The sequence below is a fragment of the Rathayibacter sp. SD072 genome, assembly GCF_017355185.1.
Classification (GTDB): domain Bacteria; phylum Actinomycetota; class Actinomycetes; order Actinomycetales; family Microbacteriaceae; genus Rathayibacter.
In genome coordinates this window covers 1-14,796 of sequence record NZ_JADILJ010000023.1, presented here as the reverse complement: position 1 = coordinate 14,796, position 14,796 = coordinate 1, and the positions used below count along the sequence as shown (strand labels likewise).

The following is a 14,796-nucleotide window of genomic DNA, read 5'->3' as shown; positions in this document are numbered from 1 at the left end:
CGCGGCCGCAGCAGCGATCGGGCCGTCCGCCCGGTGCTCAGGCGGTCTCGGCGGGGGGCTCCTCGGCGGCGGGCGCCGACCCTCCGGCGACGGGCTCCCGAGCGGCGGCGTCCTCAGCGGCGAGGTCCTCGGCGACCGCCCCCTCGGGCTCCTCCGCTTCGGGGAGGGCGATCGCGGCGGGCCCCTCGGTCACGAGCAGGTGGAACTGCGCCGCGTCGATGATCCGCACGCCGAGCTGCTCCGCCTTGCCGAGCTTGCTCCCGGCTCCCGGTCCGGCCGCGACGTAGTCGGTCTTCTTGGACACGCTCGAGCCGGCCTTGCCGCCCGCCTGCATGATCGCCTCCAGAGCGCCCTCGCGCGAGTAGCCCTCGAGGGACCCGGTCGCGACGACGGTGAGCCCGGCGAGAACGCCGCCCGCCGCCTCCGCTGCTCCCGGACCGGGGTGGCCCGGGGTCGAGAACCGCACTCCCGCGGCCGCCCAGCGGTCGACGATCTCGCGGTGCCAGTCGACGTCGAACCAGTCGAGGAGGGCGTCGGCGATGATGCCGCCCACCCCGTCGACGGCCGCGAGCTCGTCGCGGCTCGCCCCCCGGATCGCGTCGAGCGAGCCGAAGTATCCCGCGAGCGCCCGAGCGGCCACGGGCCCGACGTGCCGGATGCTCAGCGAGACGAGCAGTCGCCACAGCTCCTTCGTCTTCGCCCTGTCGATGTTCTCGATCAGGCGCGTCGCGTTCGTGGACGGGACCGAGGTCTCGTCGCCGGCGAAGACGGACGCGGCCGGATCGAACGGCCCGTCCTTCGCGACCTGCCGCTTGCGCTGGAAGGGCCGGACGACCTTGGGCCGCCCGGCGGCGTCGAGCTTCTCGAGACCGGTCTCGGAGTCGCGGACGACGACCTCGATCGGGAAGAGGTCCGCGAGGGTGAGCTCGAACAGGCCCGCCTCGGTGCGCAGCGGAGGCTCCGCCGGGACGAGCGGCTGCGTCAGCGCGGCGGCGCTCACCTCGCCGAGCGCTTCGATGTCGAGGGCACCGCGGCCGCCGATGTGCTCGACGCGCCCGCGCACCTGGGCGGGGCAGGACTCGGCGTTCGGGCAGCGCAGGTCGACGTCGCCCTCCTTGGAGGGGGCGAGGGTCGTGCCGCACTCCGGGCAGGCCGTCGGCATCACGAACTCGCGCTCGGAGCCGTCGCGCAGCTCGACGACCGGCCCGAGCACCTCGGGGATCACGTCACCGGCCTTGCGCAGCACCACGGTGTCGCCGATCAGCACGCCCTTGACCTTCACGACATCGGCATTGTGCAGCGTGGCCTGGCGCACCTCGGAGCCCGCCACTTTGACCTTCTGCATCACGGCGAACGGAGTGGCACGACCCGTGCGGCCGACGCTCACCACGATGTCGAGCAGCTTCGTGTGCACCTCCTCGGGCGGGTACTTGTAGGCGATGGCCCAGCGCGGGGCACGACTGGTGGCGCCGAGCTCGTCGTGCAGGGCGAGCTCGTCGACCTTGACGACCACTCCGTCGATCTCGTGCTCGACCGAGTGCCGCTCGCGACCGTGCTTCTCGACGAAGGCGAGAACGTCGTCGACCGACTCGGAGACGCGGTTGTGCGCACTGACCGGGAGGCCCCACGAGGCGAGGAGTCCGTAGACCTCGGACTGCGCCGCCACCGGCGGATCGGGCCAGGCGCCGAGGCCGTGCACGTAGAGCGCGAGGGACTGCACCCGCGCCTCGCCGGCCCGCAGATCGAGGCCCGACTTCTTGTCGAGCTGCTGGCGCAGGCCGCCGCTCGCCGCGTTGCGCGGGTTGGCGAAGGTCGGGAAGCGGCGCAGCGCGCTGTCGCGGGCCTTCTCCTCCTCGAACGGCTTGCGGGTCGCCTCCGGGCGCGCCGCCCAGCGGGCCCGCGACTCCTCGACGGCCTCCTCGCGCAGCCGCTCCTGCAGCGCGTTGAGCTCGGCGAAGGCCTTCACCGGGATGAAGACCTCGCCGCGCACCTCGACGAGGGCCGGGTGGCCCTCCCCCGAGAGGTGCTCCGGGATGCCGGCCAGCCGCACCGCGTTCACGGTGACGTCCTCGCCGGTGCGGCCGTCGCCGCGGGTGGCGGCGGTGACGAGACGACCGTGCTCGTAGCGGAGCGAGATGGCGAGCCCGTCGATCTTCAGCTCGGTGAGCCACGAGATCGCGCGGCCCGCGGACGCGACCGTCTTCTCGCACCACTCGCGCAGCTCGTCGGCCGAGAACACGTTGTCGAGCGACAGCATCCGCTCGGCGTGGTCGATCGGAGCGAGGCCCGCGGCCGCTATCCCGCCGACGGTCACGGTCGGGGAGTCCTCGGTGGCGAGCTCGGGGTGCTCGGCCTCGAGCGCGGCCAGCTCGCGCACCAGGGCGTCGTACTCGGCGTCCGAGAGCACCGAGGCGTCGGCCGCGTAGTAGTTCTCGCTCGCGGTGCGGATCCGCTCGCGCAGCTCGTCGACCCGCTGACCGACTGGGACGTCGGCGGCCATCAGAGCGCGCCCACGAGGTCGGCGGCGACGGTGCGGTCGATCGTGCACTGGCCGAGGACGCGCGTGCCGAGGTAGACGACGGCGGTCTGCCCGGGAGCGACGCCGTCGAGCGGGGAGTCGGGGGTGATCACGAGCTCGACACTGCCATCGACCTCCGACACCACGGCGGTGGCCGGCACCGGATCCGCATGCGCGCGGATCTGCACGTCGCAGCGGAAGGGGGTGGCGGCGTCCTCGGGCGCTGCGCCGGCCCAGGTGAACCGGGAGCCGGCGATCCGCCCGATGCGCAGGGCCTCGCGCGGACCCACGACCACCTCGTTGGTCTTCGGCCGCACCTCGAGCACGAAGCGGGGTCGCCCGTCGGCGGCCGGCACTCCGAGGCGGAGTCCCCGCCGCTGGCCCACGGTGTACCCGTGCGCGCCCTCGTGCGCGCCGACCACCGCTCCGTCGCGGTCGACGATCGGGCCCGACTCCGGAGCGACGCGCTCGGAGAGCCAGCCGCGGGTGTCGCCGTCGGGGATGAAGCAGATGTCGTAGCTGTCGGGCTTGTTCGCGACGCTCAGACCCCGAGCGGCGGCCTCGGCGCGCACGACCGCCTTCGACGGCGTCGTCCCGAGCGGGAACATCGAGTGGGCGAGCTGCTCGGCGGTCAGCACACCCAGTACGTAGGACTGGTCCTTCGCCTCGTCGCTGGCGCGGTGAAGCTCGCGGCCGCCGTCCGGCAGGATGACGAGCGACGCGTAGTGGCCGGTGCAGACGGCGTCGAAGCCGAGGTCGAGCGCCTTCTCGAGCAGGGCGGCGAACTTGATCCGCTCGTTGCAGCGCATGCACGGGTTGGGCGTCCGGCCCGCGGAGTACTCGGCCACGAAGTCGTCGACGACGTCGAGCTTGAAGCGCTCCGAGAAGTCCCAGACGTAGTAGGGGATGCCGAGGACGTTCGCGGCGCGCTGCGCGTCCATCGAGTCCTCGATCGTGCAGCAGCCTCGGCTGCCCGTCCGGAGCGTGCCCGGCATGCGGCTGAGCGCGAGGTGGACGCCGACCACGTCGTGCCCCGCCTCCACTGCCCGGGCCGCGGCCACCGCCGAGTCCACTCCACCACTCATCGCCGCGAGAACCTTCACCGTCCGAGTCTACGAGCGGGCGGGCGGCGCGCGCAGTCCGAGCACTCAGGTCGCGGGCAGGACCGCCCGGTTCGAGAGGCCGGCGCGGGCCGCCCGCGTGTAGGCCGCGGGGAGAGCCGCGAGCACCGCGTCGATGTCGGCGTCGGTCGTGGTGCGGCCGAGGGTCAGCCGCAGGACGCCCCTGGCCTCGTCCTCGCTCCGGCCGAGGGCCATCACGACGTGGGAGGGCTCGGGGATCCCCGCGGTGCAGGCGGAGCCCGTCGACACGGAGACGCCGGCCATGTCGAGCAGGAGGAGGAGGGAGTCGCCCTGGGCGCCGGGGAACGCGAGGTGCGCGTTGTTCGCCACGCGGCGTCCGGAGTCGACGGCGGGACCGGTGAGGCTCGCCCCCGGCACCGCCGCGAGCACGCCCGCGACGAGTCGGTCGCGGAGGGCGGCCAGGCGCACCGACTCCGAGGCGATCTCGGCCGACGCCTCCGCGGCCGCCGCGGCGAACGCGGCCGCTCCCGGCACGTCCTGCGTGCCGGAGCGGACGCCGCGCTGCTGGCCGCCGCCGTGCAGGATCGGGACGACCCGGGCGTCCCGGGCGAGCACGAGCGCCCCGGTCGCGACCGGCCCGCCGACCTTGTGCCCGGAGACGCTGACCGCCGCGAGCCCCGCTCCCCCGCCCGAGCCGGAGGCGCGGCGCACCGCGCGGACATCCAGGGGCAGGTGGCCGAACGCGGCGACGGCGTCCAGATGCAGCGGCACGCCCGCCGACGCGCAGACGGCGGCGAGCTCGACGACCGGGGCGATCGTGCCGATCTCGTTGTTGACCCACAGTGCCGAGACCAGGGCGACGGAGGAGGGGTCGCGGGCGATCGCGGCCGCCAGCACCTCCGGCAGCAGCACCCCCTCGGCATCGAGCGGGAGCCACTCGACGTCCGCCCCCTCGTGACGGGCGAGCCACTCGACGCTGTCGATCGTGGCGTGGTGCTCGCCGGCCGGCACCAGGATGCGCCGCCTCGTCGCGTCCTCGCTCCGGCGCTGCCAGTAGAGGCCCTTGAGCGCGAGATTGATGGCCTCGGTGCCCCCCGCGGTCAGGATCACCTCGATCGGCTCGCAGCCCAGAGCGTCGGCGAGGACCTGGCGGGCGTCCTCGAGCCGGCGGCGCGCCTCCTGGCCGGCGCCGTGCACCGACGACGGGTTGCCGGAGTGCCGGGACGCCTCGACGAAGGCGGCGAGCGCCGCGGGTCGCAGCGGAGTCGTCGCGGCGTGGTCGAGGTAGATCACCGCTGTCCCCCGTCCGCGTGCGGCCGCGGAGGAGGTCTCCGGGCCTTCACTACTGTAAGTCGCATGAACTCTCACGACCCTCTGTCCCGGCTCGGCGTGAGGGTGGACGCGGAGGGCGGCGAGCTGCGCGTGTGGTCGGCGAACGCGAGCGCGATCGACCTCCTGCTCTACGACGAGAAGGACCCCGCCTGGGTCACCCGCACCGTGCCGCTCGCGCGCGGCGAGGACGACGTGTGGTCCGCCCGGTCCGCCCTGCTGAGCATCGGCCGCCGGTACGCGATCCGGGTGGATGGTCCCGAGGGTCCGCGCCACCGCTTCGATCCGCGCACCGCCCTCCTCGAGCCGTACTCGAAGGGACTGCTCCGGGTCGCCGAGAACGAGTGGCGCTCGGTCGTCGTCGACGACTCCTTCGACTGGGGCTCCTCCGCGAAGCCGCGCACTCCGCTGGACCGCACCGTGATCTACGAGGCGCACGTGAAGGGACTGACGAAGCTCAACACGGCTCTGCCCGTCGAGCTCCGCGGCACCTACGCGGGGCTGGCGCACGAGTCGACGGTGTCCTCGCTCCTGGAGCTCGGAGTGACGGCCGTCGAGCTGCTGCCGGTGCACGCCTTCGTCTCGGAGCAGCGCCTGCTGCGTCAGGGCCTGACGAACTACTGGGGCTACAACACGCTGAACTTCTTCAGCCCGCACGCCGCCTACGCCTCCCCCTCCGCTCAGCGCGGCGGACCGACGGCCGTGCTCCGCGAGTTCAAGGGCATGGTGAAGCTGCTGCACGAGGCCGGGCTCGAGGTGATCCTCGACGTCGTCTACAACCACACGGCCGAGGAGGGTCCGAACGGCCCGCGCTCGAGTCTGCGCGGCATCGACGACGCGAGCTGGTACCGCCAGACCGACGAGGGCCACTACGTCGATGTCACCGGCTGCGGCAACACGATCGACTTCGGGCGGCCCGTCGCGCAGCGCATGGTGCTCGACTCCCTCCGGTACTGGTCCTCCGAGGTCGGCATCGACGGCTTCCGGCTCGACCTGGCCGCGACGCTCGGCCGCGACGAGAACGCTCACTTCCGCTCCGATCACCCGCTGCTCGTCGCCGCGGTCGAGGACCCGGAGCTCGCCGACGTCAAGATGATCGCGGAGCCGTGGGACGTGGGCATGGGCGGCTGGCAGACGGGGAACTTCCCGACCGGCTGGTCGGAGTGGAACGACCGCTACCGCGACCGGGTCCGCAACTTCTGGCTGTCGGACATCGACTACGCCCGCCGCGCCGGCACGGCCCCCGTCGGCATCGGCGGCTTCGCCACCCGACTGACCGGGTCCTCCAACACGTTCTCGACCGAGCGCGGACCGCTCGCCTCCGTCAATTTCGTCACCGCGCACGACGGTTTCACCCTCGCCGATCTGGTCTCGTACAACGTCAAGCACAACATCGGCAACGGCGAGTCGAATCGGGACGGGTCGGACAACAACCGCTCCTTCAACCACGGTTTCGAAGGGCCCACTCCCGACGAGGGCGTCACGCTCGCGCGCCGCAAGGCCATGCGCAATCTGCTGGGCACGCTCCTGCTCTCGGCCGGAGTGCCGATGATCACCGCGGGCGACGAGTTCGGCCGCAGTCAGCGCGGCAACAACAACGCCTACTGCCAGGACTCCGACCTCACCTGGCTCCGCTGGGACAGCCGCAGCGACTGGCAGCTCGACCTGCGCGAGCACACCCGCGCTCTGATCCGGCTCCGCCGCGAGCACCCGGCGCTGCGACCCTCCCGCTACGGCAGGGAGGGCGAGGTGACGCCGAGCGCGAGCACGATGCACTGGTTCGACGTGCACGGCCGGCGGATGTCCGAGCACGACTGGACCTCGGCCGAGAACCGGACGATGCAGTACCTCGCCACCTCCACCCCCGAGACCGAGGAGCTGGACCGGGTGCTGCTCGTGGTTCACGGCGTCGAGCACGAGACGAGCGTCGTGCTCGCCGAGAGCGAGGGCGTGACCGGGTACACCCGCCTCTGGAACAGCGACGAGGCCGTGCCCCTCGAGCACGGCGAGACGTTCGAGCCCGGGCAGGTCATCCGCGTCGCGGGGACGTCGATGCAGCTGTTCGCGGCGCACGGAGCGATGACCGGGGAAGCCGGCTGATGGCGGCCAGGAGCGGCCCCGGCACGCCGGCGACCGTCGCGCTGACGACGGCCGGCATCCCGTTCACGCCGCGCGAGTACCGCCACGACCCGTCCACGACCAGCTACGGCACCGAGGCGGCCGAGGCGCTCGGCGTCGAGCCCGACCGCGTCTTCAAGACGCTGCTGGCCGATGTCGACGGCGAGCTCGTCGTCGGCGTCGTGCCGGTCACCGGATCGCTCGATCTCAAGGAGCTCGCGGCGGCGGTCGGCGGCAAGAAGGCCGCGATGGCCGACCCGGCTCTCGCGCAGCGCCGCACCGGCTACGTGCTCGGCGGCATCTCGCCGATCGGCCAGAAGACGCGCCACCGCACGGTGCTCGACGAGACAGCCGAGCTCTTCGACACGGTCCTCGTCTCGGGCGGGCGCCGTGGCTTCGACATCGAACTCGCCCCGGCCGACCTGATCGCGGCGACCGGGGCGATCACGGCCGCCATCGGCCGCTGACGCCTCAGCCGGCGGCCGCGACCAGCCCGAGCTCCGCCGCGCGGGCGAGCAGACGGTGCTTCGGGACGACCCGGACGGTGTAGCCGAAGGTGCCGCTGCGATCGAGCTCCACCACACCGGCGTAGGGGGTCCTGCCGACCGCGTCGGCGGGGACGACCGCTCCGGCGGCCTCGGCGACCTCGAGGTCCTGACTGCGCACATCGGTGAGCGAGCCGTCCGACGCGGTCGTGCCGTAGACGACCTGCACCGTGACATCCTCGGGCGCGAGATCGCCGAGCAGGACCCCGGCGCGCACCGCCAGCCGATCACCGCGCTGCGGGACCGCGTCGATCCCGCCCGACTCGACCGAGGCGACCGCCACTCCCGGCCATCCGGCGCGGACGCGCGACTTCCACGCCGACAGCTCCTTCGCGGGCTCGAAGTGGTCGACGGCGACCTCGCGGCCCGCCTCGGCCGCCGGCCGGTAGAGGGCGTCGACGTACTGCTGCACCATCCGCTCGGCCGACAGCTCGGGCGAGAGCGTCGCCAAGGTGTGCCGGATCGAGCGGACCCAGCGCCTCGGGACGCCGTCGTGGTCGCGCTCGTAGAACCGCGGCACGACCTCCGTCTCGAGCAGCTCGTACAGTGCATCGGCCTCGAGGGTGTCGCGCGCCTCGGGGTCGAGGGCGCGATCGGAGGAGGGGATCGCCCAGCCGTTCTCGCCGTCGAAGTACTCGTTCCACCAGCCGTCGAGGATCGACAGGTTCAGCGAGCCGTTCAGCGCCGCCTTCATGCCGGAGGTGCCGCAGGCCTCGAGCGGGCGCAGCGGGTTGTTCAGCCACACGTCGGTGCCCGGGTAGAGCAGCTGCGCCATGGCGATGTCGTAGTCGGGGAGGAAGACGATGCGGCGCCGGACGTCCGCCTCCTGAGCGAAGCGGACGAGACGCTGGATCAGCCGCTTGCCCTCCTCGTCGGCCGGATGCGACTTGCCCGCGATCACGATCTGGATCGGGTGCTCGGGATGCGTGAGCAGCGCGCGCAGCCGCTCCGGGTCGTGGAGCATCAGCGTCAGGCGCTTGTACGTCGGCACGCGACGGGCGAATCCGATCGTCAGCACGTCCGGGTCCAGGAGCTCGTCGAGCCAGGCCGGGGGCAGGCCGCCCGGGTTCTGCTCGGCCCAGGAGCGCGCGGCGCGGATCCGGGCGTCGCGGACGAGCTGCTCGCGCATCGTGCGCCTTGCCGCCCAGAGGTCGTAGTCGCTGAGCGCGCCCGAGGACCAGTCGGCCCGTGTGGTGTCCTCAGTGCCCAGCCGCTCGCGGGCCAGGGACGTCAGGACGGGGTCGGTCCAGGTCGGCGCGTGCACGCCGTTGGTGACCGATCCGATGGGCACCTCGGCGGTGTCGAAACCGGGCCACAGCCCCGAGAACATGCCGCGGCTGACCTCGCCGTGCAGCTGGGAGACGCCGTTGGAGCGCTGCGCGAGGCGCAGCCCCATGACCGCCATGTTGAACATCCGCTCGGAGCCGCCGTCGTACGACTCCGCCCCCAGGGCGAGCACGTCGTCGACCTGGACGCCCGGCAGGAGCTCGGTCGAGAAGTACTCCCGCACCAGCGACAGGTCGAACCGGTCGATGCCGGCCGGCACGGGGGTGTGCGTCGTGAAGACGGTCCCCGCCCTGACCACCTGGAGCGCCTCGTCGAACGCGAGCCCCGAGCCGATCAGGCCCGAGATGCGCTCGAGCCCCTGGAAGCCCGCGTGACCCTCGTTGGTGTGGAACACCTCCGGCAGCGCGGTCCCCGACACCTCGGCCCAGAGCTCGAGCGCGCGGACGCCGCCGATGCCCAGCAGGAGCTCCTGCAGCAGCCTGTTCTCGCCTCCGCCGCCGTAGAGGCGGTCGGTGACCGAGCGGAGCGAGTCCTCGTTCTCGGGGATGTCGGTGTCGAGCAGGAGCAGCGTCACCCGGCCGACCTCGGCCCGCCAGACGCGGGCGTAGAGCGCTCGGCCCTCGGGCAGCGCCAGCACGATCCGGGCGGCCGAGCCGTCGGCGAGGCGGACGACGCGCAGCGGCAGCCCGTCGGGGTCGAGGGAGGGGTAGGACTCGATCTGCCAGCCGTCGGCCGAGAGGCCCTGCGAGAAGTAGCCCGAGCGGTAGAAGAGGCCGACACCCGTCAGTGGGACTCCGAGGTCGGACGACGCCTTGAGGTGGTCGCCCGCGAGGATCCCGAGACCGCCGGAGTACTGGGGCAGCGCGGCCGCGATGCCGAACTCGGGCGAGAAGTAGGCGATGGAGCGCGGGGCCGTCGCGGGCAGCGACTGGTACCAACGCGGCTCGCTCCGGTAGCGCTCGAGCTCCTCGCGCAGCCGCCACGCGTCCTCGACGAAGCCGCGGTCGCCGGCGAGCTCGGCGAGGCGCTCGGGGCTGACCGCGCCGAGCAGAGCGGTGGGGTCGGCTCCCCCGCGGCGCCAGAGCTCGGGATCCACGCGCTCGAACAGGCGGCGGGTGGGCTCGTGCCAGGCCCAGCGCAGGTTCCCGGCCAGCTCGCCGAGAGCGGCGAGCTCGGGCGGCAGGACCGATCGGACGGTGAAACGACGGATGGCCTTCACGGGACTCCTCGACTCTCCGCGGACCCCGGCGTGCACGGGCGCAGAGCGCCGGGCTCTCGCGCGCTCGCACACCCTAGCGGACCGGATCGGCCCGCGAGCGGACTCGTCGCGGGCTTCCGCGCGGCGCATTTGCACAGGGCTGCGGGCGGGCGCAACCGGCATGCCGATGCGCGCCGGGGTCGCTACTGTCGTGACGTGGCTCAGACACCTTTCGGCACGTCCTCACACGGCAAAGACGCACGGCGAGCGGCCCGCGGCCGTCCCGCCCCGACCGAGCAGGCGGTGACGCCTCCCGAACCCGCGCCCGTCGCGGAGCAGCAGGCACCGCCCGCGGTACAGGCACCGGTCCCGGCGGGCAGCGGCTACCGCACCCGCGCGGAGCGCATCCCGATCATCGACCCGCAGCCGAGGCTCGAGGACGACCGCTGGCCCGCGAAGGCGTTCGTCGGCGAGGTCGTCCCGTTCGCCGCCACCGCGTTCCGCGAGGGCCACGACCTCATCGGCGTGGACCTCCTCCTGACCTCGCCCTCCGGCGCCGAGTCGCAGCACCGCATGGCGCTCCTCGCCACCGGCACCGACCGGTACGGACGCCTGGTGCTCCTGGACGCCGAAGGCGACTGGACCTACCGCATCCGCTCGTTCGCCGACGACTGGGCGACCTGGCTGCACACCGCCGAGATCAAGATCCCGGCCGGTCTCGACATCGACGTGACCTTCGCGGTCGGCGCTCAGCTGCTCGGAACGGCGGCCGACGACGCCACGCGCTCCGGCGCCGAGCGCTCGCTGCTCGCCGAGGCCGCCTCGAGCGTCGGCGACACCTCGCTGTCCCCGGAGGAGCGACTCGCCGCCGCCGAGGACGCGGCGGTCCACGGCGCTCTCGCCCAGCGTCCGGTGATGAGCCTCTCGAGCCTCTCCGAGCCGCGCACCGTGCACGTGGAGCGCACCCGGGCGGGCGTCGGCGCCTGGTACGAGTTCTTCCCCCGCTCCGAGGGCGCCGTGCGCCACGAGGACGGCACCGTCGCGAGCGGCACGTTCCGCACGGCGGCGAAGCGCCTCCCGGCCGTCGCGGCCATGGGCTTCGATGTGCTCTACCTGCCGCCGATCCACCCGATCGGGCGCACCTTCCGCAAGGGGCCCAACAACACGCTGGACGCCGGCCCCTCCGACCCCGGCTCGCCCTGGGCGATCGGCGCGGCCGAGGGCGGGCACGACGCGATCCACCCGGACCTCGGCACGGTCGAGGACTTCACCGCGTTCCACGACGCCGTGAAGGAGGCGGGCCTCGAGCTCGCCCTCGACTTCGCCCTGCAGGCGTCGCCCGACCACCCGTGGGTGACGAGCCACCCGGAGTGGTTCACGACGCTCCCCGACGGCACCATCGCCTACGCCGAGAACCCGCCGAAGAAGTACCAGGACATCTATCCGATCAACTTCGACAACGACCCCCAGGGCATCCGCCAGGAGTCGCTGCGGATCCTGCGCCACTGGATCTCGCTCGGGGTGAAGATCTTCCGCGTCGACAACCCGCACACGAAGCCGCTCGACTTCTGGGAGTGGATCATCCACGAGGTCAACGCCGAGCACCCGGACGTCGTCTTCCTCGCGGAGGCGTTCACCCGGCCGGCGATCATGCGCGCTCTGGGCAAGGTGGGCTTCCAGCAGTCGTACTCGTACTTCACCTGGCGCAACACCAAGGAGGAGCTCGCCGAGTTCTTCACGAGCATCTCGCACGAGACGGCCGACTACATGCGGCCGAACCTCTTCGTGAACACGCCGGACATCCTCACCGAGTACCTGCAGTACGGCGGCCCGGCGGCGTACAAGGTGCGTGCGGCCCTCGCCGCGACGGCCTCGCCGCTCTGGGGCGTCTACGCCGGCTACGAGCTCGTCGAGAACGTCGCCCGTCCGGGCGCCGAGGAGAACATCGACAACGAGAAGTTCGAGTACAAGACGCGCGACTGGGAGGCGGCCGAGGCCTCCGGACGCTCGCTCGCGCCGTACATCATGCGGCTCAACGAGATCCGGAAGGCCCACCCGGCGCTCGCGCAGCGTCGCAACCTCCAGGTGCACGGCAGCGACGACGACGCGATCATCGTCTACACGAAGCACCTGCAGAAGGAGTTCACGGGGACAGGCACGGCCGACACCCTGATCGTCGTGGTCAACACCGACCCGCACTCCGCCCGCGAGACGACGGTGCACCTCGACCTCCCCTCCCTGGGGCTCGAGTGGGGGGACAGCTACGAGGTCGAGGACCTGATCACCGGGGCCGTCTGGACCTGGTCGAGCGACAACTACGTGCGCCTGGACTCCTTCGTCGAGCCGGTGCACATCCTGAGCGTGAAGGCGGACGAGCGATGAGCGGCACTGTTCCCGGCGGAGACGTCCCCACCCCGGCCGACGAGGCCGGACTCGAGCCGCGTGCCGAGTCGGTCGTGACCACGGGCACGAGCTCGGCGACGACCACCGGCACCGGCATCGACGGGGCGCCGGTCCCGGCCGCGGCGACCGGATCGGACGACGCGCCGGACGGCGGCGCCTCCGTCGACGGTCCGCAGGTGGCGGACGGCGCGTCCGGCGCGGCTGATTCCGACTCCGTGATCGAGGGCTCCGCCGCGATCGAGCTCCCCGTGATCGAGGAGTGGATCCTGCAGCAGCTCGCGACGGGCAGCAACGCGCTCCCCCACCACGTGCTCGGACAGCACGTGGTCGCGGCGCCGGGCGTCGTGGATCCGGTGACGGTCGTGCGCGTGCGCCGCCCGCTCGCCGAGAAGGTCGTCGCCGTGCTCTCCACCGGAGCGCGCGTCGAGCTGACCCACCTGCACGACGGCATCTGGCAGGGCTTCCACATCCTCGGCCCGCAGCCGTACACGATCGAGGCGCGCTACGGCGACGGCGGCGAGTGGACCGCGGAGGATCCCTACCGGTTCACCAAGACGGTCGGCGACTTCGACCTCTACCTGATCGGCGAGGGCCGCCACGAGCGGCTCTGGGAGGCTCTCGGTGCACGGCACCGCGAGCACGAGGGCGTCTGGGGCACGTCGTTCTCGGTCTGGGCACCGCACGCCCAGGCCGTGCGCGTCGTCGGCGACTTCAACGACTGGAGCGGCGAGGGCCACTCCCTCCGCAACCTCGGGGTCACCGGCGTCTGGGAGATCTTCGTCCCGGGTCTCGAGCCCGGTGCCCCGTACAAGTTCGACCTGCTCTCGCGGGACGGCCGCTGGGTCCGCAAGGCGGACCCGATGGCGCGGTCCACGGAGGTCCCGCCCGCGACCGCCTCGCGGATCCCGGTCTCGCACCACGAGTGGAGCGACTCCGCGTGGATGGAGCAGCGCGCCGCTGTCGACCCGCACGGGCAGGCGCTCAGCGTCTACGAGATCCACCTCGGCTCCTGGCGCCCCGGCCTGGGCTACCGCGACCTCGCGGATCCGCTGATCGAGTACGTGACCGAGCTGGGCTTCACCCACGTGGAGTTCATGCCGCTCGCCGAGCACCCCTTCGGCGGTTCGTGGGGCTACCAGGTCACCGGCTACTACGCGGCCTCCAGCCGCTTCGGCACCGCCGACGACCTCAAGTACCTGATCGACCGGCTGCACCAGGCCGGCATCGGCGTCATCGTCGACTGGGTCCCCGGACACTTCCCCAAGGACGACTTCGCGCTCGCCCGCTTCGACGGCGAGCCGCTCTACGAGCACCCGGACTGGCGCCGTGGCGAGCAGATGGACTGGGGCACCTACGTCTTCGACTTCGGTCACACGCAGGTCCGCAACTTCCTCGTCGCGAACGCGCTCTACTGGCTCGAGGAGTTCCACGTCGACGGACTGCGCGTCGACGCCGTGGCATCGATGCTCTACCTCGACTACTCCCGCAAGGAGGGCGAGTGGCTGCCGAACGAGCACGGCGGACGCGAGCACCTCGAGGCGATCAGCTTCCTGCAGGAGGTGAACGCCACGGCCTACAAGCTCTACCCCGGCATCATGATGATCGCCGAGGAGTCGACGAGCTGGCCGGGCGTCACCCAGCCCACCGTCTCGGGCGGGCTCGGCTTCGGGCTCAAGTGGAACATGGGCTGGATGCACGACTCGCTGGACTACATGGCGAACGACCCGCTGTGGCGCCAGTACCACCTGGGCGAGATCACCTTCTCGTTCGTCTACGCGTTCAGCGAGAACTTCGTCCTGCCGATCAGCCACGACGAGGTCGTGCACGGCAAGGGCTCGCTGATCCAGAAGATGCCCGGCGACCACTGGCAGCAGCGGGCGAACCTGCGGGCCTACCTCGCCTTCATGTGGGCGCACCCGGGCAAGCAGCTGCTGTTCATGGGCCAGGAGTTCGGCCAGTACTCCGAGTGGTCGGAGGAGCGGGGCCTGGACTGGTGGATCCTCGACCAGCCCGCTCACCGCGGCCTCTTCGACCTGGTCGGCGCTCTGAACCGCGTCTACCGCGAGTCGCCGCAGTTCTGGGAGCTCGACTTCGACCAGGCCGGCTTCGAGTGGATCGACGGCGGCTCGGCCGCTCCGAACGTCATCTCGTTCCTGCGCAAGGACAAGCAGGGCCGACCCGTCGCGGTGATCGTCAACTTCTCGGGGTCGCCGGTGCACGGCTACCGCGTGAGCCTGCCGGTCGCCGGTCGCTGGGAGGAGCTGCTGAACACGGACGCCGAGATCTACGGCGGTTCGGGAGTGGGCAACTTCGGCT

At 72.3% G+C, this 14,796-nt stretch carries 8 protein-coding genes; 4 read left to right on the top strand and 4 right to left on the bottom strand.

Translation table 11 applies throughout. The features are described from left to right. Window positions 1–37 precede the first annotated feature (37 nt). The 3 genes from ligA to IOC53_RS10615 are packed head-to-tail and all read right to left on the bottom strand — an operon-like array spanning window position 38 to window position 4,893. Complete coding sequence (ligA, locus tag IOC53_RS10625) at window positions 38–2,500, bottom strand: NAD-dependent DNA ligase LigA (RefSeq protein ID WP_207405540.1); 2,463 nt, start codon at window positions 2,498–2,500, stop codon at window positions 38–40. Beyond that, complete coding sequence (gene mnmA / locus IOC53_RS10620) at window positions 2,500–3,621, bottom strand: tRNA 2-thiouridine(34) synthase MnmA (RefSeq protein ID WP_307786156.1); 1,122 nt, start codon at window positions 3,619–3,621, stop codon at window positions 2,500–2,502. Before mnmA ends, ligA begins: the two co-directional genes overlap by 1 nt. A gap of 45 nt (window positions 3,622–3,666) precedes the next feature. Further along, window positions 3,667–4,893: a cysteine desulfurase family protein gene (locus IOC53_RS10615; RefSeq protein WP_207405538.1), complete on the bottom strand. Its 1,227-nt coding sequence runs from the start codon at window positions 4,891–4,893 to the stop codon at window positions 3,667–3,669. Window positions 4,894–4,956: 63 nt separating this feature from the next. Here IOC53_RS10615 and glgX point away from each other — a divergent pair, with 63 nt between their 5' ends. After that, complete coding sequence (glgX, locus tag IOC53_RS10610) at window positions 4,957–7,029, top strand: glycogen debranching protein GlgX (protein WP_207405536.1); 2,073 nt, start codon at window positions 4,957–4,959, stop codon at window positions 7,027–7,029. Further along, window positions 7,029–7,514 (top strand): Cys-tRNA(Pro) deacylase, encoded by a 486-nt coding sequence (gene ybaK, locus IOC53_RS10605; protein WP_207405534.1) that lies wholly within the window; start codon window positions 7,029–7,031, stop codon window positions 7,512–7,514. Before glgX ends, ybaK begins: the two co-directional genes overlap by 1 nt. 4 nt (window positions 7,515–7,518) lie before the next feature. On the opposite strand, the gene glgP is transcribed toward ybaK, so the two are convergent. Continuing rightward, window positions 7,519–10,098 (bottom strand): alpha-glucan family phosphorylase, encoded by a 2,580-nt coding sequence (glgP, locus tag IOC53_RS10600; RefSeq protein WP_207405532.1) that lies wholly within the window; start codon window positions 10,096–10,098, stop codon window positions 7,519–7,521. Window positions 10,099–10,380: 282 nt separating this feature from the next. Between glgP and IOC53_RS10595 the strand changes: the two genes are divergently transcribed. Next, entirely contained in the window at window positions 10,381–12,459 is a 2,079-nt protein-coding gene (locus tag IOC53_RS10595; RefSeq protein WP_207405622.1) for an alpha-1,4-glucan--maltose-1-phosphate maltosyltransferase, read from the top strand. Next, the coding region (gene glgB, locus IOC53_RS10590; RefSeq protein ID WP_207405530.1) for a 1,4-alpha-glucan branching protein GlgB at window positions 12,456–14,796 on the top strand (2,341 nt) is incomplete at its 3' end. The genes IOC53_RS10595 and glgB, both read left to right, overlap by 4 nt.